Annotated in this window: 25 protein-coding genes; 11 read left to right on the top strand and 14 right to left on the bottom strand. The window is 63.3% G+C overall.

The window, feature by feature from the left end; translation table 11 throughout:
* Nucleotides 1–5 precede the first annotated feature (5 nt).
* From NKJ75_RS29155 to mdh, 6 genes are all read right to left on the bottom strand, one after another.
* Entirely contained in the window at nt 6–2993 is a 2988-nt protein-coding gene (locus NKJ75_RS29155; protein ID WP_023706737.1) for a 2-oxoglutarate dehydrogenase E1 component, read from the bottom strand.
* Between the two features lie 128 nt (nt 2994–3121).
* A complete protein-coding gene (gene sucD, locus NKJ75_RS29150) occupies nt 3122–4027 on the bottom strand; it encodes a succinate--CoA ligase subunit alpha (RefSeq protein ID WP_352500503.1) in 906 nt (301 codons plus the stop codon).
* Between the two features lie 12 nt (nt 4028–4039).
* Nucleotides 4040–4531, bottom strand: a complete 492-nt coding sequence (locus NKJ75_RS29145; protein ID WP_352500502.1) for a DUF1579 family protein — start codon at nt 4529–4531, stop codon at nt 4040–4042.
* A gap of 3 nt (nt 4532–4534) precedes the next feature.
* On the bottom strand, nt 4535–4906 hold the full coding sequence (locus NKJ75_RS29140; RefSeq protein ID WP_023706740.1) for a cupin domain-containing protein: 372 nt from the start codon (nt 4904–4906) through the stop codon (nt 4535–4537).
* 6 nt (nt 4907–4912) lie between these two features.
* Complete coding sequence (sucC, locus tag NKJ75_RS29135) at nt 4913–6106, bottom strand: ADP-forming succinate--CoA ligase subunit beta (RefSeq protein ID WP_023726041.1); 1194 nt, start codon at nt 6104–6106, stop codon at nt 4913–4915.
* A 33-nt stretch (nt 6107–6139) separates the two neighbouring features.
* Nucleotides 6140–7108 carry a malate dehydrogenase gene (gene mdh / locus NKJ75_RS29130; protein WP_352500501.1) on the bottom strand — a complete coding sequence of 323 codons (969 nt, stop codon included), beginning with the start codon at nt 7106–7108 and terminating at the stop codon, nt 6140–6142.
* Nucleotides 7109–7387: 279 nt separating this feature from the next.
* Here mdh and NKJ75_RS29125 point away from each other — a divergent pair, with 279 nt between their 5' ends.
* The gene (locus tag NKJ75_RS29125) at nt 7388–7771 is read left to right on the top strand and encodes a GNAT family N-acetyltransferase (protein ID WP_502903939.1); all 384 of its coding nucleotides are present in this window, start codon (nt 7388–7390) and stop codon (nt 7769–7771) included.
* Nucleotides 7772–7979: 208 nt separating this feature from the next.
* Here the strand turns inward: NKJ75_RS29125 and zapE are convergent, their stop codons facing one another.
* Both zapE and NKJ75_RS29115 read right to left on the bottom strand, forming a co-directional pair.
* Complete coding sequence (zapE, locus tag NKJ75_RS29120; RefSeq protein ID WP_352500499.1) at nt 7980–9164, bottom strand: cell division protein ZapE; 1185 nt, start codon at nt 9162–9164, stop codon at nt 7980–7982.
* Between the two features lie 30 nt (nt 9165–9194).
* Nucleotides 9195–9734 (bottom strand): protease inhibitor Inh/omp19 family protein, encoded by a 540-nt coding sequence (locus tag NKJ75_RS29115; RefSeq protein WP_023687689.1) that lies wholly within the window; start codon nt 9732–9734, stop codon nt 9195–9197.
* A 373-nt stretch (nt 9735–10107) separates the two neighbouring features.
* Here NKJ75_RS29115 and NKJ75_RS29110 point away from each other — a divergent pair, with 373 nt between their 5' ends.
* The 8 genes from NKJ75_RS29110 to NKJ75_RS29075 all read left to right on the top strand — a co-directional run bounded on the left by NKJ75_RS29110 (nt 10108) and on the right by NKJ75_RS29075 (nt 17287).
* Nucleotides 10108–10731, top strand: a complete 624-nt coding sequence (locus tag NKJ75_RS29110; protein ID WP_245263098.1) for a hypothetical protein — start codon at nt 10108–10110, stop codon at nt 10729–10731.
* A 94-nt stretch (nt 10732–10825) separates the two neighbouring features.
* A complete protein-coding gene (locus tag NKJ75_RS29105; RefSeq protein ID WP_023683859.1) occupies nt 10826–10987 on the top strand; it encodes a DUF1328 family protein in 162 nt (53 codons plus the stop codon).
* Between the two features lie 73 nt (nt 10988–11060).
* Nucleotides 11061–11945 carry a diaminopimelate epimerase gene (gene dapF, locus NKJ75_RS29100; RefSeq protein ID WP_023687687.1) on the top strand — a complete coding sequence of 295 codons (885 nt, stop codon included), beginning with the start codon at nt 11061–11063 and terminating at the stop codon, nt 11943–11945.
* Entirely contained in the window at nt 11945–13264 is a 1320-nt protein-coding gene (gene mtaB, locus NKJ75_RS29095; protein WP_031205169.1) for a tRNA (N(6)-L-threonylcarbamoyladenosine(37)-C(2))-methylthiotransferase MtaB, read from the top strand. Before dapF ends, mtaB begins: the two co-directional genes overlap by 1 nt.
* Nucleotides 13265–13276: 12 nt before the next feature.
* On the top strand, nt 13277–15259 hold the full coding sequence (gene ftsY, locus NKJ75_RS29090) for a signal recognition particle-docking protein FtsY (protein WP_352500498.1): 1983 nt from the start codon (nt 13277–13279) through the stop codon (nt 15257–15259).
* 61 nt (nt 15260–15320) lie between these two features.
* Entirely contained in the window at nt 15321–15992 is a 672-nt protein-coding gene (locus NKJ75_RS29085; protein WP_023687683.1) for a septation protein A, read from the top strand.
* Nucleotides 15993–16059: 67 nt separating this feature from the next.
* Entirely contained in the window at nt 16060–16680 is a 621-nt protein-coding gene (locus NKJ75_RS29080) for a pyridoxamine 5'-phosphate oxidase family protein (protein ID WP_352500497.1), read from the top strand.
* Between the two features lie 58 nt (nt 16681–16738).
* Complete coding sequence (locus NKJ75_RS29075) at nt 16739–17287, top strand: NADPH-dependent FMN reductase (protein ID WP_023821954.1); 549 nt, start codon at nt 16739–16741, stop codon at nt 17285–17287.
* Nucleotides 17288–17371: 84 nt separating this feature from the next.
* Here NKJ75_RS29075 and NKJ75_RS29070 read toward each other — a convergent pair whose 3' ends face one another.
* Nucleotides 17372–17578, bottom strand: coding sequence for a tautomerase family protein (locus NKJ75_RS29070; RefSeq protein ID WP_023683852.1), 207 nt, complete (start codon nt 17576–17578; stop codon nt 17372–17374).
* Between the two features lie 165 nt (nt 17579–17743).
* On the bottom strand, nt 17744–18664 hold the full coding sequence (locus tag NKJ75_RS29065) for an SMP-30/gluconolactonase/LRE family protein (RefSeq protein ID WP_023671738.1): 921 nt from the start codon (nt 18662–18664) through the stop codon (nt 17744–17746).
* A 285-nt stretch (nt 18665–18949) separates the two neighbouring features.
* On the opposite strand from NKJ75_RS29065, the gene NKJ75_RS29060 reads away from it, so the two are divergent.
* The gene (locus NKJ75_RS29060) at nt 18950–19117 is read left to right on the top strand and encodes a hypothetical protein (protein WP_023742107.1); all 168 of its coding nucleotides are present in this window, start codon (nt 18950–18952) and stop codon (nt 19115–19117) included.
* A gap of 183 nt (nt 19118–19300) precedes the next feature.
* Here the strand turns inward: NKJ75_RS29060 and NKJ75_RS29055 are convergent, their stop codons facing one another.
* The 4 genes from NKJ75_RS29055 to ccmA all read right to left on the bottom strand — a co-directional run bounded on the left by NKJ75_RS29055 (nt 19301) and on the right by ccmA (nt 21693).
* The gene (locus tag NKJ75_RS29055) at nt 19301–19882 is read right to left on the bottom strand and encodes a DsbE family thiol:disulfide interchange protein (RefSeq protein WP_023683850.1); all 582 of its coding nucleotides are present in this window, start codon (nt 19880–19882) and stop codon (nt 19301–19303) included.
* Nucleotides 19879–20070: a heme exporter protein CcmD gene (ccmD, locus tag NKJ75_RS29050; protein WP_023671735.1), complete on the bottom strand. Its 192-nt coding sequence runs from the start codon at nt 20068–20070 to the stop codon at nt 19879–19881. The genes NKJ75_RS29055 and ccmD overlap by 4 nt, the downstream gene beginning before the upstream one ends.
* A 122-nt stretch (nt 20071–20192) precedes the next feature.
* On the bottom strand, nt 20193–20858 hold the full coding sequence (gene ccmB / locus NKJ75_RS29045; RefSeq protein WP_023828742.1) for a heme exporter protein CcmB: 666 nt from the start codon (nt 20856–20858) through the stop codon (nt 20193–20195).
* Between the two features lie 229 nt (nt 20859–21087).
* Nucleotides 21088–21693: a heme ABC exporter ATP-binding protein CcmA gene (gene ccmA / locus NKJ75_RS29040; RefSeq protein WP_023834703.1), complete on the bottom strand. Its 606-nt coding sequence runs from the start codon at nt 21691–21693 to the stop codon at nt 21088–21090.
* A gap of 285 nt (nt 21694–21978) precedes the next feature.
* On the opposite strand from ccmA, the gene acnA reads away from it, so the two are divergent.
* Nucleotides 21979–24669 (top strand): aconitate hydratase AcnA, encoded by a 2691-nt coding sequence (acnA, locus tag NKJ75_RS29035; protein WP_023726027.1) that lies wholly within the window; start codon nt 21979–21981, stop codon nt 24667–24669.
* The last annotated feature ends 134 nt before the right edge of the window (nt 24670–24803 follow it).

The following is a 24803-nucleotide window of genomic DNA, read 5'->3' as shown; positions in this document are numbered from 1 at the left end:
TTGTTCTATTCGCCGAGCGCGTCTTCGAGCAGGGCAGCGAGCTGCGCCAAATGCTTCGACATCAGACCGGTCGCCGGCGATGCCGCCGCCGGACGTCCGGTATAGCGCACCCGCTGATGCTTGGCGTCGATATGAGCCAGCACCCATTCCAGATACGGATCGATGAACGACCAGGCGCCCATATTCTTGGGTTCCTCCTGGCACCACACCATCTCCGCATTGCGGAAGCGCGACAGCTCGGTGATCAGCGCCTTGGCCGGGAACGGGTAGAGCTGTTCGACGCGCAAGAGATAGATGTCGTTGATGCCGCGCTTCTCGCGTTCCTCGTACAGGTCGTAATAGACTTTGCCCGAGCACAGCACGACGCGGCGGATTTTGGAATCCTTGGTGAGCTTGATCGCCTGGTTCTGCAACAGCTGGGCATCGTCCCACAACAGCCGATGGAACGAGCTTTCGCCCGAAATCTCCGGCAGCGTCGACACTGCCCGCTTGTGGCGCAGCAGCGACTTCGGCGTCATCAGGATCAGCGGCTTGCGGAAGTCGCGCTTCAGCTGCCGGCGCAATATGTGGAAGTAGTTGGCCGGCGTGGTGCAGTTGGCGACTTGCATATTGTCTTCGGCGCAAAGCTGCAGAAAGCGCTCGAGCCGGGCCGAAGAATGCTCTGGACCCTGGCCCTCATAGCCATGCGGCAGCAGGCAGACCAGGCCTGACATTCTGAGCCACTTGCGCTCGCCCGACGAGATGAACTGGTCGAACACCACCTGGGCGCCGTTGGCGAAATCGCCGAACTGCGCTTCCCAGAGCGTCAGCGCCTTCGGCTCGGCCAGGCTGTAGCCATATTCGAAGCCAAGCACCGCCTCTTCCGACAGCATCGAGTTGATGACTTCGTAGCCGGCCTGTGCCGCCGACAGATTGTTGAGCGGGATGTAGCGGGTCTCGTCCTTCTGGTCGTAGAGCACGGAATGGCGCTGCGAGAAGGTGCCGCGTTCTGAATCCTGGCCGGAGAGCCGGATCGGATTGCCGTCGAGCAGGATGGCGCCGAAGGCCAGCGCCTCGGCCGTCGACCAGTCGATGCCTTCGCCGGAGTCGATCGCCTGGCGGCGGTTTTCGAGGAAGCGGATGATGGTCTTGTGCGCCTCGAAACCTTTCGGCACCTCGGTCAGTTTCTTGCCGATGTCCTTCAGCACCTTGACCGGCACGGCGGTCTTGCCGCGGCGCTGTTCGTCCTGGTTGTCGGCGGTGCGCAGACCAGACCAGGCGCCGTCCAGCCAGTCGGCCTTGTTGGGCTTGTAGTGCTGGCCGACTTCCCATTCGGACTCCAGATGGGCGCGCCAGTCGGCCTTCATCTTGTCGAGTTCGGCCTGGCTGATATGGCCCTCGGCGATCAGCCGCTCGCCATAGATCTGCACCGTCGTCTTGTGGTTGCGGATGTTGGCGTACATGATCGGCTGGGTGAAAGCCGGCTCGTCACCCTCATTGTGGCCGAAGCGGCGATAGCAGAACATGTCCACCACCACCGGCTTGTGGAACTTCATGCGAAATTCGATCGCCACCTTCGTGGCATGCACCACCGCTTCCGGGTCGTCGCCATTGACGTGGAAGATCGGCGCCTCGATCATCTTGGCGACGTCGGACGGATAGGGCGACGAGCGCGAGAAGCGCGGATTGGTGGTGAAGCCGATCTGGTTGTTGATGATGAAATGCAGCGTGCCGGCGACGCGGTGGCCGCGCAGGCCCGACAGGCCGAGGATTTCGGCGATTACGCCCTGGCCAGCAAAGGCGGCGTCGCCATGCAGAAGCAGCGGCAGCACCTTGGCGCGCTCTTCCAGCGGCACGATCTCCTCGCGGCTGCGGCCGAACAGATAGTCCTGCTTGGCGCGCGCCTTGCCCATCACAACCGGATCGACGATTTCCAGATGCGAAGGATTGGCGGTCAGCGACAGATGCACCTTGTTGCCGTCGAATTCGCGGTCCGACGAGGCGCCGAGATGGTACTTGACGTCGCCCGAGCCCTCGACCTCGTCAGGAGCGGCCGAGCCGCCCTTGAATTCGTGGAAGATGGCGCGATGCGGTTTGGCCATCACCTGGGACAGCACGTTCAGCCGGCCGCGATGCGCCATGCCGAGCACGATCTCCTTCATGCCGAGCTGGCCGCCGCGCTTGATGATCTGCTCCAGCGCCGGGATCAGGCCTTCGCTGCCATCGAGGCCGAAGCGCTTGGTACCCTTGTACTTGACATCGATGAACTGCTCGAAGCCTTCGGCCTCGACCAGCTTCTGCAGGATCGCTTTTTTTCCCGTAGCGGTGAAGGAAATCTCCTTGTCGGCACCCTCGATGCGCGCCTGGATCCAGGCCTTCTCCTCGGGATCGGAAATGTGCATGAACTCGACACCGAGCGTCGAGCAATAGGTGCGGGTCAGGATCTCCAGCATCTGCCGGATGGTGCCGAATTCGAGGCCGAGCACATTGTCGAGGAAGATCGGCCGGTCGTAGTCGGCTGCGGTAAAACCGTAATTTTCCGGCGACAGTTCGTTATAGTCCTCAAGCGGCTTGGCGATGCCGAGCGGGTCGAGATTGGCGTGCAGATGGCCGCGCATGCGGAAGGCGCGGATCATCATTATGGCGCGCACCGAATCGCGCGTCGCCTGATGCACGTCGGCATCCGACAGCACGACGCCATTGGTGACCGCCTTGTCCTTGACCTTCTTTTCCAGATGCTTCTCGACGATGCCCCAATTGCCGTCCAGCGCCGACACCAGTTCGCCATTGGCCTGCAGCGGCCAGGACGGCTTTGCCCAGGAAGCGCCCTTGGCGTTCTTGCGCACATCGCCGGCGTCGTCCTTCAGCCCGGCGAAGAAGTCCTGCCATTCGGGGTTTACCGACTCTGGATCATCCTCATAGGAGGCGTACAGCGCGTCGATATAGTCGGCATTGCCGCCATACAGGAAAGAGGTGAGCGAAAATTGGTCGTTGGCCTGATCTTGTCTTGCCATTTTTGTCCGCGGAGCCTGGCTCCGTCTCCTTTTCAAAAGCGAATAGTGAGTAGCGAATAGCGAGTAGGGATTTTTCCCGGGTCGCGCCGTTACTCTCTTTTCCCTATTCGCTATTCACTACTCGCTACTCACTTGGCCTTGATCGCCTCGACCAGCGTCGTGCCCAGACGCGCCGGCGATGACGATACTTTAATGCCGGCCGATTCCATCGCCGCGATCTTGTCTTCCGCGCCGCCCTTGCCGCCGGATATGACCGCGCCCGCATGGCCCATGGTGCGACCGGCCGGCGCGGTGCGCCCGGCGATGAAGCCGGCCATCGGTTTCCTGCGGCCGCGCTTGGCCTCGTCCTTGAGGAACTGCGCGGCGTCTTCCTCGGCCGAACCGCCGATCTCGCCGATCATGATGATCGACTTGGTCTCGTCGTCGGCGAGGAACATTTCGAGCACGTCGATGAACTCGGTGCCTTTGACGGGGTCGCCGCCGATACCGACGGCGGTCGTCTGGCCGAGGCCGACATTTGTGGTCTGGAACACTGCCTCATAGGTAAGCGTTCCCGAGCGCGAAACAACGCCGACCGAGCCTTTGCGGAAGATGTTGCCGGGCATGATGCCGATCTTGCATTCGTCGGGGGTGAGCACACCAGGGCAGTTCGGGCCGATCAGCCGCGAGGTCGAGCGGTCGAGCCGCGCCTTGACCCTGACCATGTCCATCACCGGAATGCCTTCGGTGATGCAGACGATCAGCGGGATCTCGGCTTCGATGGCTTCGAGGATGGCTTCGGCGGCGCCCGCCGGCGGCACATAGACGACCGAGGCGTTGGCGCCGGTCTTTTCCTTGCCCTCGGCGACCGAGGCGAAGATCGGCAGGTTTTCGCCCTTGGCGCCGGTCCAGGTCTCGCCACCCTTCTTTGGATGGATACCGCCCACCATCCTGGTGCCGTGATAGGCCAGCGCCTGTTCGGTGTGGAACGTGCCGGTCTTGCCGGTCAGGCCCTGCACCAGCACCTTGGTGTTCTTGTCGATGAGAATGGACATCGGAGCCCTTTTCTAAAAACCGTTGATCGAGGAAGGCGAGACGCGCCGGTAGACGCCGCTCACCATGTCTTGCCAGCTGTCGCTGCCGGCAGGTTTGAAATGCAATCGCATGCGGTAGGCATCGGCATTGTCGAAAATATATGTGACCCGCGCGGAACCGCGCGGCCAAGACCGATCAAGAGTGAGCTCGCTGCCGTTCCATGCGCCTGTGGCCGGCGAGGCCGGCACAAAGCCCATGGAATCGAACTGGTGCATGGTGACGAGGCTGTTTTGCTGATCGAATCCGAACACTGAGTGCGAGCCGAACGAGACCGTGCCGTCGCGGCGCTGGCGATAGCGCTGCACCACGAACAGGCCGCCGAACTGTGCCTCCCCCAGCACTTCCGACGTCGCCGGTCCACCATCGGCCCATTGTGTTTCCGCCACCTCTTCCTCGCCGCGCCACGCGCCGACCAGCGCCTGCAGGCGCTGGTGATCGGCCGAGAGCAAGGAGAACGCGTTCATGAGTCAGAGCCGCTTCAGGTCGGAGACGGTGAGGTCGCTCTTGGCGTTGCCGGTGTTGAGCGTCGTTGCCGGCTCGAACATCAGCACCACCGGCTCGGCGGTCAGCGACCGCGGCCGGTGCTCGACGCCCTTCGGCACGACAATGAAATCGCCCTCGCCGAGCTCGACCGGGCCGTCGCGAAAATCGATGGCGATCTTGCCCCGCAGCACGAGAAAAGCCTCGTCCTCATGCTCGTGCGCATGCCAGTCGAAGGTCTCGCCGAACTTGGCGACCTTGGCCTGGCTGTCATTGACGTCGCCGGCAATATGCGGATCGAAGACCTTGGTGATCGTTCGATCCGCCGCCTCGACCAGGTTTATCTTGCGCGGAGGCATTCGCCTTCAGCCCTTCACCGCCGCCACGATCTTCTTGGCTGCGTCGTCGAGATCGTCGGCCGACACGACGTTGAGGCCGCTGTCGTTGATGATCTTCTTGCCGAGCTCGGCATTGGTGCCTTCAAGACGCACCACCAGCGGCACTTCCAGGCCGACTTCCTTGACTGCGGCAATGACGCCCTCGGCGATGATGTCGCACTTCATGATGCCGCCGAAGATGTTGATCAGTATGCCTTTGACGGCCGGATCCTTGGTGATGATCTTGAACGCCGCCGTCACCTTCTCCTTCGACGCGCCGCCGCCGACATCGAGGAAGTTGGCGGGCTCGGCGCCGTAGAGCTTGATGATGTCCATAGTCGCCATGGCGAGGCCGGCGCCATTGACCATGCAGCCGATATTGCCGTCGAGCGCGACATAGGCGAGGTCGTATTTCGACGCCTCGATCTCCTTCTCGTCCTCTTCGGTGGTGTCGCGCAGTTCCATCAGTTCGGGGTGGCGGAAGAGAGCGTTGTTGTCGAACGACACCTTGGCGTCCAGCACGCGCAGGCGGCCGTTTTTCATCACGATCAGCGGGTTGACCTCGAGCAGGCTCATGTCCTTCTCGACAAAGGCCTTGTAGAGGATCGGGAACAGCGTGCCGGCATCCTTGGCGGCATCGCCGGTGAGGCCCAGCGCTTCCACCAATATGTCGACGTCGATGGTCGTCACGCCGGCCAGCGGATCGATGGCGCGGGTGATGATCTTTTCCGGTGTGTCGTGGGCGACGCCTTCAATGTCCATGCCGCCCTCGGTCGAGACGACGAAAGCGATGCGGCCGACCGAGCGGTCGACCAGGATCGACAGATAAAGCTCGCGATCGATGTCGGCGCCGTCCTCGATATAGAGGCGGTTGACCTGCTTGCCGGCGGGGCCGGTCTGCTTGGTCACCAGCGTGTGGCCGAGCATCTCATTGGCGTTGGCAACGACTTCGGCAACCGACTTAGCCAGCCGCACGCCGCCCTTTGCGTCGGGCGACAGTTCCTTGAACTTCCCCTTGCCGCGGCCGCCGGCATGGATTTGGCTCTTCACCACATAGAGCGGACCGGGAAGCGCTTGTGCCGCGGCTTCCGCTTCGCTTGCCTTGAACACCGGCACGCCTTCGGCCACCGGCGCGCCAAACGACTTCAGCAGCGCCTTGCCTTGATATTCATGGATGTTCATCTGGACGGTCTCCGGATCGGCTGCTTTGGGGGATTACTTCGAGGCGAGGTGCGGGGCGATCTTGACGCAGGCCTCGGTCAGGCCCTGCACCGTCGCCACCGAAGCGTCGAACATCTTCTGCTCGGCCTTGTTGAGGTCGATCTCGATGATGCGCTCGACGCCGCCGGCGCCGATGACAACGGGAACGCCGACATAGGTGCCCTTGACGCCATACTGGCCCGAGAGATGCGCAGCGCAAGGCAGCACGCGCTTCTTGTCCTTGAGGTAGGATTCGGCCATCGAGATGGCCGAGGCTGCCGGGGCGTAGAAGGCCGAGCCGGTCTTCAACAAGCCGACGATCTCGGCGCCGCCGTCGCGGGTGCGCTGCACGATCTGGTCGAGCTTTTCCTTCGAGGTCCAGCCCATCTTGATGAGGTCCGGCAACGGAATGCCCGAAACCGTGGAGTAGCGGATCATCGGCACCATGGAATCACCGTGGCCGCCGAGCACGAAGGCGGTGACGTCCTCGACCGAGACGTTGAATTCCTCGGCCAGGAAATAGCGGAAGCGCGCGCTGTCGAGCACGCCGGCCATGCCGACGACATGGGTCTTGGGCAGGCCGGAAAACTTCTGCAGCGCCCAGACCATGGCGTCGAGCGGGTTGGTGATGCAGATGACGAAAGCCTTGGGCGCGTATTTCTTCAGCCCTGCGCCGACCTGTTCCATGACCTTGAGGTTGATGCCCAGCAGATCGTCGCGGCTCATACCCGGCTTGCGCGGCACGCCGGCAGTGACGATGCAGACATCGGCGCCCTCGATCCCGGCATAATCATTGACGCCGGTCAGCCGGGAGTCAAAACCGTCGACCGGCGACGACTGCGCGATATCGAGGCCCTTGCCTTGCGGGATGCCCTCGGCAATATCGAACAGCACCACGTCGCCGAGGTCCTTGAGGCCGATCATGTGAGCGAGCGTGCCGCCGATCATGCCGGAGCCGATGAGCGCTATCTTGTTGCGTGCCATGTGAGGAAATTTTCCCTTTGTCTGTGACGACGCCCAAAATCCCTGGCGATCTGTTGACGGCGTCGAGGAAGAGGCCGGAATGCTATGGTCTCAGCTAGATTTCGCCGCATCCAGTAGCCCCGGTGGAAAATATATTCAATCGATTATTTTCGGGTGAATGATTTCAATCGGTTAGAAACATTGGGACTTACGTAAACGTCAAGGTTTGTAGGCCGACTTGAGAGATTTTATACAATGAACGTGGAAATCAGAAGACTCTGTCCAGGCGATGACGCCCTTGTGAAGCGCATCGCCGAAGACGTGTTCGACGAGCCGGTGCGGGCCGACAGGCTTGCCGCTTACCTCGCCTCGCCGGGTCATTTAATGATTGTCGCGCTGGCAGACGGCGTCGTCGTCGGCCAATGCGCTGCCATCATCCACCGCCATCCCGACAAGGTGACCGAACTCTACATCGACGAAGTCGGCGTCTCGCCGGCCTTCCAGCGCCATGGCATCGCGCGAAAGATGCTCGACGCCATGTTCGCGCTCGGCCGCGAGCAGGGATGCGGCGAAGCCTGGGTCGGCACCGAACCGGACAATGTTCCAGCGCGCTCGCTTTATGAATCGCGCGAGGAGGTGCATGGGCCGGCGGAGTCGTTTGAGATGTATGTGTATGAGCTTTAGGCGTCGGCGGGACAGCGCCCCCCCTCTGCCTTGCCAGGCATCTCCCCCACGAGAGGGGAGACCGGACGTCACGCGACCTTTCGCCAATCTCCAATGGCCGCAGGAATGAGCGGAGCGCCGAAACCGCCAATCTCCCCCCGTGTGGGGGAGATCTCCGGCAGGACAGAAGGGGGGCGAAGGATCACTACATAATGACCTCTTGGAACCCTCAGACCTGCGCTTCCGCGTTGTCCTTCTGCCGTTCCGCCCAGTCCTCCAGCCAGTCGCGGCTCTGCATTTCGATCAGGCGCGAGGCCGTGCGCTCGAATTCGAACACCTCGTTGCCGCGCCTGGCCGTATAGAGCTCAGGCGGCGAGGCGTCGGCGCTTACCACCAGCCGCGTGTGATGATCGTAGAGCGTGTCTATCAGGAGGATGAAGCGCTTGGCCTCGTTGCGCTTGCCTTCGCCCAGCACAGGCACGTGATCGATGAAGACGGTCGAGAAGCGGCCGGCAATGGCCAGAAAATCGCGCGCGCCGAGCGGCTTTTCGCAGAGGTCGGCGAAGGAAAACCGCGCCGCATTGCCGGCAGCAGCCGGTATTCTCACCTGCCGCCCCTTGAGCGTCAGCGCGGTCTCGGCCGTCGGCGCTCCACGCGTCATCGCCTGCCAGGCCTCGTCGAGCACACGGTCGGCTTCGGCATCCGCCGGGGTGACATAAACCGGCGTGCGGGCGAGCTTTTCCAGCCGGTAGTCCTTGTCGGCATCGAGCGTCAGCACATGGGCGTGGCGCTCGAGAATGCTGATGAAGGGCAGGAAAAGCTGGCGGTTCAGCCCGTCGCGATAAAGGTCCTGCGGCGCGACATTCGAGGTGGCGACCAGAACCACGCCATTGGCGAACAGCGCCGAAAACAGCCGCGACAGGACCATCGCATCGGCAATGTCGGTGACCGAAAACTCATCGAAGCACAGCACCCAGGCCTGTTCGGCAAGCTGAAGCGCGACCGGCGGGATCGGGTCGTCCTCCTTGACGTCGCCGTTCTTGCGCGCCTGCCGGTGCTTCTGGATGCGGTCCTGCACATCGGCCATGAAGTCGTTGAAATGAACGCGGCGCTTGCGCCTGACCGGCAACAACTCGAAGAACATATCCATCAGCATGGTCTTGCCGCGACCGACGCCGCCATGAATGTAGAGGCCCTTGACGACCTCGCGCGTCTCGCGCTTGCGGGCAAACAGCCAGCCGAGCGCGCTCGACTTGTGCGCCAGCCGCTTGACCGAGATCTCGTCGGTCAGCCGGTCGAGCGCGGCGGCAATGCGCTCCTGCGCCGCATCGCGCTCGATGGCGCCGGTTGCGACCAGATGGTTGTAGCGCTGCCTGACGGTCGCATGGGTCTGGAGGCCGTCACGCAGATGCATCGGTCACGTCGCTGTCTAGGGATAGGCAGCCTATCTTGTAAGCGATATCGGCAAGCCGTTGGTAGTCTGGCCGTCGAATTTCGAACCGCCCGAGGAATAGAGCCGCGCCAGCGTGCCGCCATTCTCGTCATAGAGCGTCAGCTGCTTGCCGGCGACGTTCCACGATTTGATGCCGTCGATGGGCGGCGGGCAATGCAGCGGCCCGGCGCGGAAGCCGGCGCCGAATTTGGTCTGCGGCGTCGCCACCTTGCAGCTCTGTCCGGACACGCTGGCGTTCCAAACGCCGGCAACGCTCGCAGCGGTAAGGTCGGAGGCTCCGGCCGGCGCCGATCCGTCCGGCGGCAGCGAGGCGACCTGCGCGCCTGCCGGCGCGGTCGGGAATTGCGATGGGTCGGTGGTGCCCGGCGCTGCCGGGGGCGGCAGTTGGCTTCCGCTCACCGTGCCGGCGGGCGCGGGCTGCAGCGGGGCGGGCTGCTGGTCATCCATCGATGAAAAACGCGAGGTCGAACAGCCGCTCGCAACGAGCGCTGCCAGCGATACGGCCATCAGCCCGCTTCTCGAAAAAATCATTCCAACCTCCGTCGGATCCGGCTGGGGGGAAGCCGTCCGCACAATCTCACCCCTCACCAAGATGGAGAAGGTGGCGAAATTTCAACCCGATATGGTTAAAATAGGGTTTGCACCACGAATTGTTGTAAATTTGTCGCAAAATGGCTGGCGGACAAAAGGCATGTCTTCGCTCTAGCGCGGTTCCAACCGGTACATTGGTTGCGAAAGCGGCACCGGAGCCCGCGGCAGGTCGGCGCATCGGCGGTCGAGCGCAAATGCCGGCGCAAAACTGACTGAAGCGCTTGAGGCGCAAGGCCTGGGTGAGCGGTTTCGCGCCTTCCGTCCGGGCGAGCTTTGGGACGTTCCCGAGATCGAGCGCGGCTGAAGTCTGCATTTGGCCGTTTACGGCACTGCCGTTTTAGCCGATGGTCTATCGCAACAGGGGGAACAGATGAAATCAATCTTGGCAGTTTTGATCGCGCTGGTAATTTCGACGCCGGCCGCTTTCGCGGGTGAAATCACCGATCGCGCCGCTGAAGCCGAAAAGGCACTGCAGGCGGGTGATGGTGCCGGCGCGCTGGACAAATTCCGCAGCGCCGAGGACGCTCTGTGGCAAGCGATGCCGCTTGGCGTGCAAAATGTGAAGCACATCATGTCGGCCAGCGGGTTCGGGGCCTACGCCGAGCGCCCGAACCATGTCTACAAGCCGGGCGAAGAGATTGTGCTTTATATGGAGCCGGTCGGTTACGGCTACGGCTCGGATGGGCTCGGCAACAACCAGATCGCGCTTTACGTTGACCTTACCGTGCTTTCCCAGTCGGGCGAGAAGCTGGGAACCGTCGAAAAGCTTGGCCGGGTCCAGCTCGCCTCGCGCTCGCATAACCGAGAGATGTTCTTCAAATTAAACGTCTCCCTGGATGGCGTTCCCCCCGGCAAATACCGCGCGGATTTCCTCATGCACGACGAGAACTCGCAAAAGACGGCGCCTTTCACGACCGACTTCGAGATTGCCGAATAGCGCGCCCAGTCGGAGAGAGCCTCGCGGCAAGAGGGAACCAGAGCGCGGCAGATGCGTTCTTAGGCCGCTGCAGTCAATTTGCGAGGCATTGTCCATGATCAAATGGATCATCATTCTTCTCATCGTTGCTGCCGCCGCCAGCCTGCTCGGCATGCCGGCGCTGGCCGGTGCCGCCGCCACCGGCGCGCGCGTGCTGATCGGCATCGTTCTCGTCATCTTCCTGCTGATCGTGCTCGGCGTTTTCGCGGTAACCTAAACGCAGCCCACACTGGTAATTCCCGCCCGTTTCCGCCATATAGCGGCGAAACGTACAGGAATTACCTCAGATCATGGCAGGCACTGCCCCCTTCGCCAAGATGAACGGCATCGGCAACGAAATCATCGTCGCCGACATGCGTGGCCGTGCCGATAGGGTCACGGCGGCGTCGGCTGTCGCGCTGAACGCCGATGCGGCGACCAGGTTCGACCAGATCATGGCGATCCACGATTCGCGCACGCCGGGCACCGCCTTTTACATCGACATTTTGAATTCCGACGGCTCGGGCGCGCAGGCCTGCGGCAACGGCATGCGCTGTGTCGTCCAGGCGCTGGCCGCCGAAACCGGCCAGAAGACTTTCACCTTCGAGACCCGCGCCGGCATCCTCAACGCCGTCGAACATGCCGACGGCACCATCTCGGTCGACATGGGCACTCCGCGCTTTGGCTGGCAGGACATTCCGCTGGCCGAGGAATTCCGCGACACCCGCATGATCGAGTTGCAGATCGGCCCCATCGACGCGCCGGTGCTGCATTCGCCTTCGGCTCTCTCGATGGGCAACCCTCACGCTATCTTCTGGGTCGACAACGATGTCTGGTCCTACGAACTCGAGCGTTTCGGCCCGCTGCTCGAAAACCATCCGATCTTCCCCGAGCGCGCCAACATCACCATCGCCCAGGTAACGTCGCCGGAGACGATGATCATCCGCACCTGGGAGCGCGGCGCCGGCCTGACCAGGGCTTGCGGCTCGGCCGCTTGCGCTTCCGTCGTCGCCGCTGCCCGCACCCGGCGCACCGGCCGCAGCGTTACGCTGATGACGCCCGGCGGTGGCTCGCTGCATGTGGAATGGCGCGACGACGACCACGTCATCCTGACCGGCGCTGCCGAATGGGAGTTTTCCGGCAATTTCGATCCGTCGACCGGCACCTGGGCCCGCGACACCGAAAGCGCGGCCTGATGTCTGCACTTGCCGATACCAAGGGCCCCAACTCCCAAGGCATAGACGTCGTCACCTTTGGCTGCCGTCTCAACACCTATGAATCCGAAGTGATGCGCCGCGAGGCCGAAAGCGCAGGTCTCGGCGCGGTCAAAGGCGGCGCCATCATCTTCAACACCTGCGCCGTCACCGCCGAAGCGGTGCGCCAGGCCAGGCAGTCGATCAGAAAGGCCCGCCGCGAAAATCCGGCGGCGCGCATCATCGTCACCGGCTGCGCCGCGCAAACCGAACCGCAGAATTTTGCCGCCATGGACGAGGTCGACCTCGTGCTTGGCAACGAAGAGAAGCTGAAGGCCAACTCCTACCGCGCGCTGCCGGATTTCGGCGTCAACGACAGCGAGAAGGCGCGCGTCAACGACATTTTCTCGGTGCGCGAGACCGCCGGCCACATGGTCGACGCCATTGAGGGCCGGGCACGTGCTTTCGTCCAGGTGCAGAACGGCTGCGACCATCGCTGCACCTTCTGCATCATCCCCTATGGCCGCGGCAACTCACGCTCGGTGCCGATGGGCGCGGTTGTCGAGCAGGTCAAGCGTCTCGTCGGCAACGGCTACGCCGAGATCGTGCTGACCGGCGTCGACATGACCTCTTTCGGCGCCGACCTGCCGGGCGCGCCGAAGCTGGGAAAGCTGGTGAAGACCATCCTGAAGCAGGTGCCTGATGTGAGGCGGCTGCGGCTGTCCTCCATCGATTCGATCGAGGCCGACGACGATCTGCTGGACGCCATCGCCACCGAGCCCAGGCTGATGCCGCATCTGCATCTGTCGCTGCAGTCGGGCGACGACATGATCTTGAAGCGCATGAAGCGCAGGCATTTGCGTGACCAGTCGATCCGCTTCTGCGAGGATGTGCGCAAGCTGCGCCCCGAAATCGTCTTCGGCGCCGACATCATCGCCGGCTTCCCGACCGAGACCGAGGAGATGTTTCAGAATTCGATAAAGATCGTCGAGGAATGTGGGCTGACGCACCTGCATGTCTTCCCGTTTTCGCCGCGCGAAGGCACGCCCGCCGCGCGCATGCCGCAGGTCCGCCGCGAACTGGTCAAACAGCGGGCGGCCCGGCTGCGCGCCGTCGGCGAGGCCGCCTATCGCCGCCATTTGTCGTCGCTCCCGGGAACGCGCCAGTCGATCCTGGTCGAGCGCGACGGCCTCGGCCGCACCGAAGGGTTCACGCTTGCCGCGCTAGGCACAGGCGCGCCGGGCGAGATCGTCGAGGCAGACATCACCGGCCATGATGGCGCGCGCCTGATAGCCTCGCCCCTCACTGCCCGCGCCGCCTGAGACGATTGAAGCATGGCCGGTTTTTTCAAGAACATATTTTCGTTCGGCAAGAAGGAAGTCGTCGAGGAGCGCATCGACGAAACCGCTCCCCTGCCGCCGATCAAATGGGATGCGCTTGAGGCGCTGAAGCCGGCGGCCGAGCAGGTCGTTCCGGAGTTCTTGAAGCGCGAGGAGCCCGAGCCGCCGACGCCCCACCCTCCCCTCGATGGGGAGGGTCGCCACGAAGTGGCGGGGAGGGGTGAGAGCGCCGACGCCGGCGCCACTCACCCCCACCCCCAAGCTTCGCTTGGGACCTCCCCCATCGAGGGGGAGGTAAAGCCTGCGCCGCAGTCGGCGCCAGAAGAACCGAAGCCCGAACCCGCGCCGACCATCCCGCCCGCGCCGGAACCGGTCGTCCCATCCGAGCCGGAACCGTTGCCGGAGCCCGCGCCGGTAGAAGAACCGCAGCCTGAGCCGGAGATACCCGAGCCGCCTGCACCGGAAGAAGTTCCTGCGCCAGCCGTTCCGGAGCCGGCTCCCGAGCCGCAGCCCCAAGAAGTGCCGCCGGCGCCGGCCGAGCCGGAGATCGAACCATCGCGTCCGGAACCGCAGCTGGAGCCCGCTCCCGTCGAAGTGCCGACGCCTGCCGAGACTCCAGCAGAACCGGCCGCCCCGATCGAAGTGCCGCAACCGTCCGCGCCTCCCGCAGAGCCTAACTCAGAGGTCAGCGCCGCCCCTCATCCGCCTGCCGGCACCTTCTCCCCGTATAGCCACGGGGAGAAGGACGAGGCGCCCCACCCTCCCCTCGATGGGGAGGGTCGACGCGAAGCGGCGGGGTGGGGTGACAGCGCTGACGCCAGCGCAAATCACCCCCACCCCCAAGCTTCGCTTGGGACCTCCCCCATCAAGGGGGAGGTAAAGCGCACGTCGGTTGAAGCTGTACCCGCGCCGGTCGAAGCCAAGACCATCGTTGCCGAGCTAGCGCCCGCGCCGGCCCCGCAACCTTCGCCACAGTCAAAACCAGCTCCCGGCAAAGTCACCGTCACCAAAAAGGTCGAGCAGAAAGCCGAGCCGCAAAAGGCGCCCGAACCGGCGCCTCGACGCTCCTGGTTCCAGCGCATGCGCGACGGGCTTGCCCGCTCCTCGAAAGAACTCACCGGCAACATCGCCGGCGTCTTCACCAAGCGCAAGCTCGACGAGGAGACGCTGCAGGATCTGGAGGACGTGCTGATCCGTGCCGATCTGGGCATGGAAACAGCCTTGCGCGTCACCGATGCCCTCGCTGCCAGCCGCTACGGCAAGGATGTCTCCGACGCGGATGTCCGCACCATCATGGCGGCCGAGGTGGAGAAGGTGCTGGCCCATGTCGCCATGCCGCTGGAGCTCGACCTGTCGCACAAGCCGCATGTCATTCTGGTGGTCGGCGTCAACGGCACCGGCAAGACCACGACCATCGGCAAGCTCGCCGCCAAACTGACCGATGGTGGCCTGTCGGTGATGCTGGCCGCCGGCGATACCTTTCGCGCTGCAGCCATCGAGCAGCTGAAGATCTGGGGCGAGAGGACGAAGTCTCCGGTCATCGCCTCGAAGATCGGCGCGGATGCCGCCGGCCTTGCCTACGACGCTTTCGAACGCGCCAAGGAGGCCGGCTCCGACGTACTGATCATCGACACCGCCGGCCGGCTGCAAAACAAGACCGAACTGATGGCGGAGCTGGAAAAGATCGTGCGCGTGCTGGGCAAGCTCGATCCGGAAGCGCCGCATACCGTGCTGCAGACGGTCGACGCCACCACCGGCCAGAATGCGCTCAATCAGGTCGAGATCTTCCGCAATGTCGCCGGCGTCAACGGCCTGGTGATGACCAAGCTGGACGGCACGGCGCGCGGCGGTATTCTGGTCGCGATCGCGGCAAAGCACAAACTGCCGGTCTATTTCATCGGCGTCGGCGAACAGGTCGACGACCTCGAACCATTCTCGGCCGGCGAATTCGCCAGGGCGATCGCCGGCGTAGCGTAACAGGCAATGATCCCGAAGAGCTGACGGCTTTTTGGACAAGATCATGCGTCAGAAGGAAGTCATGAACCCACCCATCCTCGAACGCGACCCGTCCGACCCGCGAAAGAAGAAAGAAAGCGTCAATCCGCTGCTCAAGCTGGTGCTGGAACTCGGGCCGCTGATGGTGTTCTTCTTCGCCAATGCACGCGGCGCCTGGCTGGTGCAGAAATTTCCTGTCCTGGCCGAATTCGGCGGGCCGATCTTCGTCGCCACCGGCCTGTTCATGGCGGCGACCGCGATCGCGCTGATCGCCTCCTGGCTGCTGCTGCGCACCTTGCCGATCATGCCGATGGTCTCGGGCGTCGTCGTCTTCATCTTCGGCGCGCTGACGCTCTATCTGCAGGACGACGTGTTCATCAAAATGAAGCCGACCATCGTCAACACCCTGTTCGGCGGCGTGCTGCTCGGCGGTCTGTATTTCGGCCGATCGCTGCTCGGCTATGTCTTCGATTCGGCCTTTCGCCTCGATGCCGAAGGCTGGCGCAAGCTGACTTTCCGCTGGGGCCTGTTCTTCCTGTTCCTGGCTCTTGCCAATGAAGTGGTGTGGCGGAATTTTTCCACCGACTTCTGGGTTACCTTCAAGGTCTGGGGCATCATGCCGATCACCCTGTTGTTCACCTTCAGCCAGATGCCGCTGATCCTGCACCATTCGATCGAGGATAAGGCCGAGAAGGTGGAAGAAGCCGGCAAGTAGAGCAATTCCAGGAAAAGTGTGAAGCGGTTTTCCGTCCGGAATTGCGTCCGAATAAACGGAGACGGCCATGGAATTCGTCACCACGCGCGACGAACTGAGGACGATCTACAAGACCCCGCGGCCGACCGACGCCTCAATGCGCAAGGAACTCCGGGCGCTCGACGGCCACTGCCGCTCCTTCATCGGCAAGAGCCCCTTCGTGCTGATTGGTTCTTCCGACGGCGCCGGAAATTCCGACGTGACGCCGAAAGGCGACAGGCCGGGCTTCGCCCTTGTCCTAGACGACACGACCATCGCCATTCCCGACCGGCCCGGCAACAACCGGCTGGACACGCTGGAAAACATCCTGCTCAACCCTTCGGTCGGGCTGCTTTTTCTCATCCCCGGCATGAACGAGACGCTGCGCATCAATGGCGACGCCCGCATAACCGTCGATGCCGGTTTGCGCGAGCGCCTCACCGTCGACGGCAAGCAACCGCAAAGCGTCGTCGTGGTGAGCGTCAAGGCCGCTTACATGCACTGCGCCAAGGCCTTCATGCGCTCCGAATTGTGGAAGCCGGACAGCTGGCACGACCGCGCGACATTGCCGACGCTCGGTCAGATCCTGTCCGATCAGATGGCGCATGCCGAAACTGCCGACGATTTCGACCGCTCGCTGGACGAAGCCTCCAGCAAGACCCTGTGGTAGATTTCGGGTACGATTCGCCATTGCGGTCCTTTGCCGGTTTCCCTAGCCCTGTTTCCCCGTGATCGAACTCCTCGCCATCTCCGGCAGCCTGCGCGCCGCCTCGACCAATTCGGCGCTGCTGGCGGCGCTGTCCGCGAACGCGCCTTCGGATTGCCGCGTAACTGTCTATGACGGGCTCGGCCTGCTGCCGATCTTCAACCCGGATGACGAAGGCGAGCGCACACCGGCCGAGGCCATGCGGCTGATCGAGGCCGTCACCAGCGCCGACGGCATCATCGTCTCCTGCCCCGAATATGCCCATGGCGTGCCCGGCGGCATGAAAAACGCGCTCGACTGGCTGGTCTCGCGCGACGCCGCAGTCGGCAAGCCCGCCATGCTGGCCCACGCCTCCGCGCGCTCGCTCTACGCCCGCGCAGCGCTTGCGGAGATCATGCGGACGATGTCGTTTGCGCTTTGTGAGGACGCGGTTCTGGAGATTGCCTTGCTCGGCAAGAAACCGCCGGAGATGGAAGCGATCCTGGGAGAGAACGAGAACCTGCGGGCCATGCGCGAAGCGGTGCAGGTTTTCGCGAGTTTTATACGCGCAGACGTTGCCTCGTCATCCTAGGGCGGAGCAAGGAGCGAAGCGACGCGGCGCAGACCCTAGGATGACGAACGAAAGGGTGCGGCCGCACCCCAACGTGCCGCTGTGCTACCCCTTCCGCAACGTCTCGACATCGGTCACACCGACATACCAGTCGCGCGCGTTGACCTCTTCGAACACCACCCAGACGTCGTCATTGCTAAGCCCGGTGGCGTCCATGATGGCCGCCGTGACCTTTTTGGCGATGTCGGCCTTCTTGCCAGCGGGATCAGCGGCGATCACTTCCTTGACGATGCGGATGTTGACGAATGGCATGACGTCCTCCCCTTGAATTGTGTCTGATACCGCCGCCGCTGGGCGGCTTCGAAATCCGCTCCGGCGAACCGCTTGGCGGCGGTTCCGGCGGCCGCCGCGCAACAGGCGCCGCGGACATGCGCAGAAACGCCATCAAGGGCCGCCAGAGAAGCGTTTCCAGCAGCCTCAATACGTCTTCGCCCCGTTCACCATCAGCCGCACCATGTAGAGCGACGTGGTGCCGGCGATGTAGAGGCAGTTCAGCTTGTTGCCGCCGAACACGCAATTGGCGGTCACTTCCGGCACCTTGACCTTGCCGATCAGCGTGCCGTCGGGATCGTAGCAATGGATGCCGTCGGCGGCACTGGTCCAGATGCGGCCGGCCTCGTCGAGCCGGAAGCCGTCGAACAGGCCGGCCGTGCAGTCGGCGAACACCTTGCCGCCCGACACCTTCTTGCCGTGCTTGCCGACGTTGAAGACCCGCATATGCGCGGGGTTCTGCGCGCCATGCGTGCGGCCGGTGTCGACGACATAGAGCTGGCTTTCATCCAGCGAAAAGGCAAGCCCGTTCGGCCGGACCATGTCGGTGATCACGGCCTCGACCTCGCCCGTATCCGGATCGACCCGGTAGACATTGCAAGCGCCGATCTCGCTTTCGGCCTTGTCGCCCTCATAGTCGGTGTCGATGCCGTAGCTCGGATCGGTGAACCAGATCGAGCCGTCGGATTTCACGACCGCGTCATTGGGCGAATTCAGCCGCTTGCCTTTCCATTCGGCCGCGATGGTGGTGACGGAACCGTCATGCTCGGTGCGGCTGACGCGGCGGCCGGAATGCTCGCACGTCACCAGTCGGCCCTGGCGGTCGACGGTGTTGCCGTTGGAATTGCCGGAGGGCTGACGGAAGACGCTCACATTGCCGTCGGTCTCGTCATAGCGCAGCATCCGGTTGTTGGGGATGTCGGACCAGACGACATAGCGGCCGGCGGCGAACCAGGCCGGCCCTTCCGCCCACTGACATCCGGTAAACAGCTTTTCCACCTGGGCGTTGCCGTTGAACAGCCGCGCGAAACGCGGATCGAGAATTTCGTAATAGTCTGCGGTCGCCATGCATTTCCTCCGGGCATCACGTGACGCGCGGATCAAGCCAGCCTGCGGGCGCGATGGCAAGGTGGCGCAGGCGCAATTGTAAGACAAAAGGTGCCCGGCCGGCATGGCCCGCCAGCCTGTCCGGCCGTTTATGGTGCTGTTAGCGCTGTATTAACCCGCTATGCGCCCTGTGCAATGGTGCATTGCAACATCTTCTTTTTGCATCGCACCATTCCTATGTCATGGTGCGAACGACCAAGGGAGGAACAATTCACCGCTGATATGCGGTACGAAAGGACCCTTGCTATGGCTTTTGACAACCTCTTCTCCCGCGCGCGCACCTCGATGGCCAAGCGCCGCCACTACAACCGCCTCGTCGCGGAAATCGAAAACCTGACGAGCCGCGATCTGGCCGACCTGCGCGCCGACCGCTCGGAAATGCTCTACCAGGTCCACAAGCAGATCTACGGCTGAGCTTTCAGACGTCAGCGGGGCACCGCCCCCTCACCCGGATTGCCAAACCGAATTGCATGAGCAATTCGGGCAATTCGACCTCTCCCCCCGGGAGAGGAGCTAGCCTGTGCCGATGCTTCCCTCTTCTCCCCACGGGGAGAAGGTGGCCGCGTAGCGGCTCGATGAGGGGGCATGGCGCCAACGTCAGCCCGGTGCCGCGAGCGCCTTTTCAATCTGCGGCAACAGAACATCCCTCGCCGACTCCCCTGTCAGCGGCCCGACATGCTTGTAGGCAATCTTGCCGTCCTTGCCGATGACGAAGGTTTCCGGCACGCCGTAGACGCCCCAGTCGATGGCCGTGCGGCCGGCCTCGTCGACACCTATCGCCTGGAACGGATTGCCGAGATCACCAAGGAACCGGCGCGCGTTTTGCGCTTGGTCCTTGTAGTTTAGCGCGGCCATGACGAAGCGCTTGTCCTGCGACAGCTGCAAGAGCACCGGATGCTCTTCCCGGCACGGCGCGCACCACGATGCAAAGACGTTGACCAGCGTTACCTTGCCGGCGAAGGCTTTCGAATCCAGCCCGGGCAGGTTTGACCCTTCCAGCGCCGGCAGGTTGGTCTGCGGCGCCGGCAGGCCGATCAGCGCCGACGGCACTGCCGCCTCATCGCGTCCCGACAAAAGCTGCGACAGGAACAATCCGGCGAGGCCGAGAAAAACCAGCAGCGGCAACAGCACGACCAGGCGGCGGCGCGGCGACGCCGGCGTTTCGCTTTCCGTGCTCATGGCTTGCTGGCCCCAGTGCTGGCCCCAGTACCGGCTTTGTCCGAGCGACGCCGCACGCCGGCCGCTTCGAGGTCTGCCAGTTCGCGCTTGCGGGTCCGCTGGTCGAGCAGGATCCAGCCGATCAGCCCGGCCAGCACGATCACCGTGATGCCATAGGCGGCCGCGACATAGAGTGCGTGTGCACTCATGCGCTTCGCTCCCCTTCCACCGTCACTTCGTCGTGCTCGATCATGGCCTTCCCATAGCTTTGCGGCTTTCTTAGCTTTGCGGCTGGGGCTTCGCAATTGATCGTCGCGCCGCAGCGGTCATATCAATCCGTTCCATGCCGCAGCGCCAGTGCTGCCGCCACCGGACCCAGCACGGCAAGAAACAGCGTCAGCGCGGCAAGAATGAGGAAGGGCTGCAGGAACGGATCAGGATCGGCCACCGCGCCGTAGCTCGCCGACACCCCGAAGATCAGCACCGGGATGGTCAGCGGCAGCACCAGCACCGAGATCAGCAGCCCGCCACGTGGCAGCGCCACCGCCACCGCCGCCCCGACCGCGCCGATGAAAGTGATCGCCGGCGTGCCGACCAGCAGCGTCAGCGCGGTGGCGCCGATGCTGAGCGGCTCCATGTTCATGAACAGGCTCAGCAGAGGTGCCGCAACCACCAGCGGCAGAACGCTGCCCGCCCAATGCGCCAGGCACTTCACCAGCACCGTCAGCGCCAGCATGTGGCGGTCATTGCCCAGCACCAGAAGATCGAGCGAACCGTCTTCGCGATCGGCCTGAAACAGCCGGTCGAGGCCGAGCAGGCAGGCGAGCAGAGCGCCGATCCAAAGGATCGCCGGACCGATGCGGGCGAGCAGCTTCAGGTCCGGTCCGACACCGAAGGGGATGGTGGCGATGACGGCGAGGAAGAAGATGACGCCGGTGAGCGCCCCGCCCCCGGCACGGATTGAGAGACGGACGTCGCGCAGGAAGAGGGCTAGCATTGCCAAGCCGCGCCTGCGGTTTGATCGCCATCTTGCCGAAGGTGGCGTTCCTTCACACCCCCCTCTGTCCTCCCGGACATCTCCCCCGCAAGGGGGGAGATTGGCAGTTCCGTTGCTGACGCCTCTTTTTCAATGCCGGTGATTGGCGAAAGCCGGCATGACATCTGATCTCCCCCCCTGCGGGGGAGATGCCCGGCAGGGCAGAGGGGGGTGGGCGGGAATGCCGACATCACCCTGTTGCTCCCATCCTCAATGCCTGTGCTCCATCCAATCCCAGTGGCAAATGCGTCGCCGCGACAATGATTCCGCCTTCTGCGCAATGCCTCGTCATCAGCCCCGCAAACCGCGCCTCCGAGGCCTTATCCAGCCCAGCCGTCGGCTCATCCAGCAGCCACAGCGGCTTATGACTGACCAGCAATTTCGCAATCGCCGCCCGCCGCCTTTGCCCGGTCGACAAATATCCGAAAGGCAGATGGCCGATGCCGCCGAGACCAACCGTCTCCAGCGCCTCTCCGACACCCAACTGCCCATCGCCGTTGAAATCGCGCCAGAAGCGCAGATTCTCCGCCACGCTGAGCGCCGTCTTCAGTGCATTGAGGTGGCCGAGATAGTGGACCGCCGAAGCGATCGTCGGAAACCTTTCGCCGCCCTCGATGCGCACATCGCCTTGCGCCTTCGGTAGCAGCCCGGCGATGACCCTGAGCAGCGTCGATTTGCCCGAGCCGTTCGGCCCGGTGACGACCAGCACCTGGCCCTTGTCGAGCGCAAAACCGATGCCGGAAAAGACCGTCTCGCCGCCGCGTTCGCCGCCCAGATTTTCGGCAATCAGCCGCATGCCTGCCCGTCCCGAAAACTTTACCGCGCGATAGCTGCCGCATCGCACAAATTTGCTCCGCAACTGTCTAGAACTATTCCAGAAAATTCTCTATATGCGGGACATCCGTGCCAGCGGTCGGCACGGGAACAGAATTTGCGCCGAACCAGCGCACGCGCCGCCTTGAACGGCTCGGGTTGGCTGGGAACGGACAGCGGAAATGGCCGTACCCGCACCTTTGCGCGTGATTGCATGCCCATCGGCGTCCGTTCCCTTTCAGGCTGAACAGACAAGGACGGACCGCACGTGTCAAAATCCCTCGACAGTTTCAATTGCCGCCGCACCCTCACCGTGGGTGGCGCGGACTATGTCTATTACAATCTGGTCGAGGCCGAGAAGAACGGCCTCACCGGCATTGCCCAGCTGCCTTATTCGATGAAGGTGCTGCTGGAAAACCTTTTGCGCAATGAAGACGGCCGCTCCGTCACCAAGGACTCTATCCAGGCTGTGGCCGGCTGGCTGACCGACAAGGGCACCGCTGGCGTCGAGATCGCCTATCGCCCGGCGCGTGTCCTGATGCAGGATTTCACCGGCGTCCCGGCGGTGGTCGACCTTGCCGCCATGCGCGACGGCCTCAAGGCGCTCGGCGGGGATCCGCAGAAGATCAATCCGCTGGTGCCGGTCGACCTCGTCATCGACCACTCCGTCATAGTCGACGAATTCGGCACGCCACTGGCCTTTGCCAGGAATGTCGAGCTCGAATATGAGCGCAACGAAGAGCGCTATAAATTCCTGAAATGGGGCCAGCAGGCGTTCCGCAATTTTCGCGTCGTGCCGCCCGGCACCGGCATCTGCCATCAGGTCAACCTCGAATATCTCGGTCAGGTCGTCTGGACCAACACGGAAGACGGCGAAACCACCGCTTATCCCGACACCTGCGTCGGCACCGATTCGCACACCACCATGATCAACGGCCTTGGCGTGCTCGGCTGGGGCGTCGGCGGCATCGAGGCCGAGGCGGCGATGCTCGGCCAGCCGGTTTCCATGCTGTTGCCCGAAGTCATCGGCTTCCGCCTCACCGGCAAACTCAGGGAAGGCATCACCGCCACTGACCTGGTGCTGACCGTCACCCAGATGCTGCGCAAGAAGGGCGTCGTCGGCAAGTTCGTCGAGTTCTTCGGCCCGGGCCTGTCCAACATGACGCTGGCCGACCGCGCCACCATCGGCAACATGGCGCCCGAATATGGCGCCACCTGCGGCTTCTTCCCGGTCGATGGCGAGACCATCCGCTACCTCACAATGTCGGGCCGCGAGGAAAGCCGCATCGCCCTGGTCGAAGCCTATTCCAAGGCGCAAGGCATGTGGCGTGACGCCGGCTCGGCCGACCCTGTCTTCACCGACCTGCTCGAACTCGAGCTCGACAGCGTCGTGCCGTCGATGGCAGGTCCCAAGCGTCCCGAAGGCCGCGTTCCGCTCGAAGGCATTCCGGCCGGCTTCGCCAAGGCGATGGAGACCGAGTACAAGAAGGCTGCCGAAATCCACAAGCGCTATGCCGTCGAAGGCACCGACCATGATCTCGGCCATGGCGATGTCGTGATTGCCGCCATCACGTCCTGCACCAACACCTCCAACCCGAGCGTGCTGATCGGCGCCGGCCTCTTGGCGCGCAACGCCAACCGGCTCGGCCTCAAGCAGAAGCCGTGGGTGAAGACCTCGCTGGCGCCGGGCAGCCAGGTGGTCGCCGAATATCTGGAAAAGTCCGGCCTGCAGAAGGAGCTCGACCAGATCGGCTTCAACCTGGTTGGTTTCGGCTGCACCACCTGCATCGGCAATTCCGGCCCGCTGCCGGCGCCGATCTCCAAGACCATCAACGATAAGGGCCTGATCGCCGCCGCAGTGCTCTCCGGCAACCGCAACTTCGAAGGCCGTGTTTCACCTGACGTGCAGGCGAACTATCTGGCGTCGCCGCCGCTGGTGGTAGCCCATGCTTTGGCCGGCACCGTCACCAAGGACCTGACCACCGAGCCACTCGGCGAAGGCCGTGACGGCAAGCCGGTCTATCTCAGGGATATCTGGCCGAGTTCGGCCGAGATCCAGGAGTTCATCGAGAAGAACGTCACACGTGAGCTATTCGCCCGCAAATATGCCGACGTCTTCAAGGGCGACGAATACTGGCAGAACGTCAAGGCGCCGGAAGGCCAGACCTATGCCTGGGACGACAACTCGACCTATGTGCAGAACCCGCCCTATTTCGCCGGCATGACCTCCGGTTTCGGCAAGATCGGCGACATCAAGGGCGCGCGCGTGCTCGGCCTGTTCGGCGACAAGATCACCACCGATCACATCTCACCGGCGGGTTCGATCAAGGCCGCTTCCCCGGCCGGCAAATACCTCACCGACCATGGCGTCGGCGTTGCCGACTTCAACCAGTACGGCACAAGGCGCGGCAACCATGAGGTGATGATGCGCGGCACCTTCGCCAACATCCGCATCCGCAACCACATGCTGGGCGAGAACGGCCGCGAGGGCGGCTACACCATCCACTACCCGTCGAAGGAAGAGGAATCGATCTACGACGCGGCGATGAGATACAAAAAGGAAGGCGTGCCGCTGGTCATCTTCGCCGGCGTCGAATACGGCAACGGCTCCTCGCGCGACTGGGCAGCTAAAGGAACGAATCTCCTCGGTGTCCGTGCCGTCATCGCCCAGTCCTTCGAGCGCATCCATCGCTCCAACCTAGTCGGCATGGGCGTCATCCCCTTCGTCTTCGAGGAAGGCACCTCATGGGCCTCGCTCAACCTCAAGGGTGACGAGCTGGTCGAGATCGACGGCATAAGCACCATCAAGCCACGCCAGACGATGATCGCCAAGGTGACCTATGGCGACGGCACCGTGAAGAACGTGCCGATCATCTGCCGCATCGATACGCTGGACGAACTCGACTACTTCAAGAATGGCGGCATTTTGCAATACGTGCTGCGCGATCTGGCCGCGTAGCGGCCAGGGCTTAGGCAGTAGGGATTGGGCGGTAGCGGGGAACGACATCCCCTACTCCCTACTCCCTACTCCCTACTCCCTACTCCCTACTCCCTACTCCCTACTCCCTACTCCCTACTCCCTACTCCCTACTC

The sequence above is a fragment of the Mesorhizobium sp. M0058 genome, assembly GCF_040323095.1.
Lineage (GTDB): Bacteria > Pseudomonadota > Alphaproteobacteria > Rhizobiales > Rhizobiaceae > Mesorhizobium.
This window is presented reverse-complemented; position numbering and strand designations above follow the sequence as displayed.

Excerpts from the sequence above, each read along its gene's own strand:
- NKJ75_RS29070 (WP_023683852.1), bottom strand. The coding sequence starts at position 17,578 with ATGCCATTCGTCAACATCCGCATCGTCAAGGAAGTGATCGCCGCTGAT.
- ccmA (WP_023834703.1), bottom strand. The coding sequence starts at position 21,693 with ATGCGGCTGATTGCCGAAAATCTGGGCGGCGAACGCGGCGGCGAGACG.
- zapE (WP_352500499.1), bottom strand. The coding sequence starts at position 9,164 with ATGCATCTGCGTGACGGCCTCCAGACCCATGCGACCGTCAGGCAGCGC.
- ccmD (WP_023671735.1), bottom strand. The coding sequence starts at position 20,070 with ATGAGTGCACACGCACTCTATGTCGCGGCCGCCTATGGCATCACGGTG.
- NKJ75_RS29140 (WP_023706740.1), bottom strand. The coding sequence starts at position 4,906 with ATGCCTCCGCGCAAGATAAACCTGGTCGAGGCGGCGGATCGAACGATC.
- NKJ75_RS29065 (WP_023671738.1), bottom strand. The coding sequence starts at position 18,664 with ATGGCGACCGCAGACTATTACGAAATTCTCGATCCGCGTTTCGCGCGG.
- NKJ75_RS29155 (WP_023706737.1), bottom strand. The coding sequence starts at position 2,993 with ATGGCAAGACAAGATCAGGCCAACGACCAATTTTCGCTCACCTCTTTC.
- dapF (WP_023687687.1), top strand. The coding sequence starts at position 11,061 with ATGGCAGGCACTGCCCCCTTCGCCAAGATGAACGGCATCGGCAACGAA.
- sucC (WP_023726041.1), bottom strand. The coding sequence starts at position 6,106 with ATGAACATCCATGAATATCAAGGCAAGGCGCTGCTGAAGTCGTTTGGC.
- NKJ75_RS29060 (WP_023742107.1), top strand. The coding sequence starts at position 18,950 with ATGGCTTTTGACAACCTCTTCTCCCGCGCGCGCACCTCGATGGCCAAG.
- NKJ75_RS29145 (WP_352500502.1), bottom strand. The coding sequence starts at position 4,531 with ATGAACGCGTTCTCCTTGCTCTCGGCCGATCACCAGCGCCTGCAGGCG.
- ccmB (WP_023828742.1), bottom strand. The coding sequence starts at position 20,858 with ATGCTAGCCCTCTTCCTGCGCGACGTCCGTCTCTCAATCCGTGCCGGG.
- sucD (WP_352500503.1), bottom strand. The coding sequence starts at position 4,027 with ATGTCCATTCTCATCGACAAGAACACCAAGGTGCTGGTGCAGGGCCTG.
- mdh (WP_352500501.1), bottom strand. The coding sequence starts at position 7,108 with ATGGCACGCAACAAGATAGCGCTCATCGGCTCCGGCATGATCGGCGGC.
- ftsY (WP_352500498.1), top strand. The coding sequence starts at position 13,277 with ATGGCCGGTTTTTTCAAGAACATATTTTCGTTCGGCAAGAAGGAAGTC.
- NKJ75_RS29085 (WP_023687683.1), top strand. The coding sequence starts at position 15,321 with ATGAACCCACCCATCCTCGAACGCGACCCGTCCGACCCGCGAAAGAAG.
- NKJ75_RS29105 (WP_023683859.1), top strand. The coding sequence starts at position 10,826 with ATGATCAAATGGATCATCATTCTTCTCATCGTTGCTGCCGCCGCCAGC.
- NKJ75_RS29115 (WP_023687689.1), bottom strand. The coding sequence starts at position 9,734 with ATGATTTTTTCGAGAAGCGGGCTGATGGCCGTATCGCTGGCAGCGCTC.
- mtaB (WP_031205169.1), top strand. The coding sequence starts at position 11,945 with ATGTCTGCACTTGCCGATACCAAGGGCCCCAACTCCCAAGGCATAGAC.
- NKJ75_RS29080 (WP_352500497.1), top strand. The coding sequence starts at position 16,060 with ATGGAATTCGTCACCACGCGCGACGAACTGAGGACGATCTACAAGACC.
- NKJ75_RS29055 (WP_023683850.1), bottom strand. The coding sequence starts at position 19,882 with ATGAGCACGGAAAGCGAAACGCCGGCGTCGCCGCGCCGCCGCCTGGTC.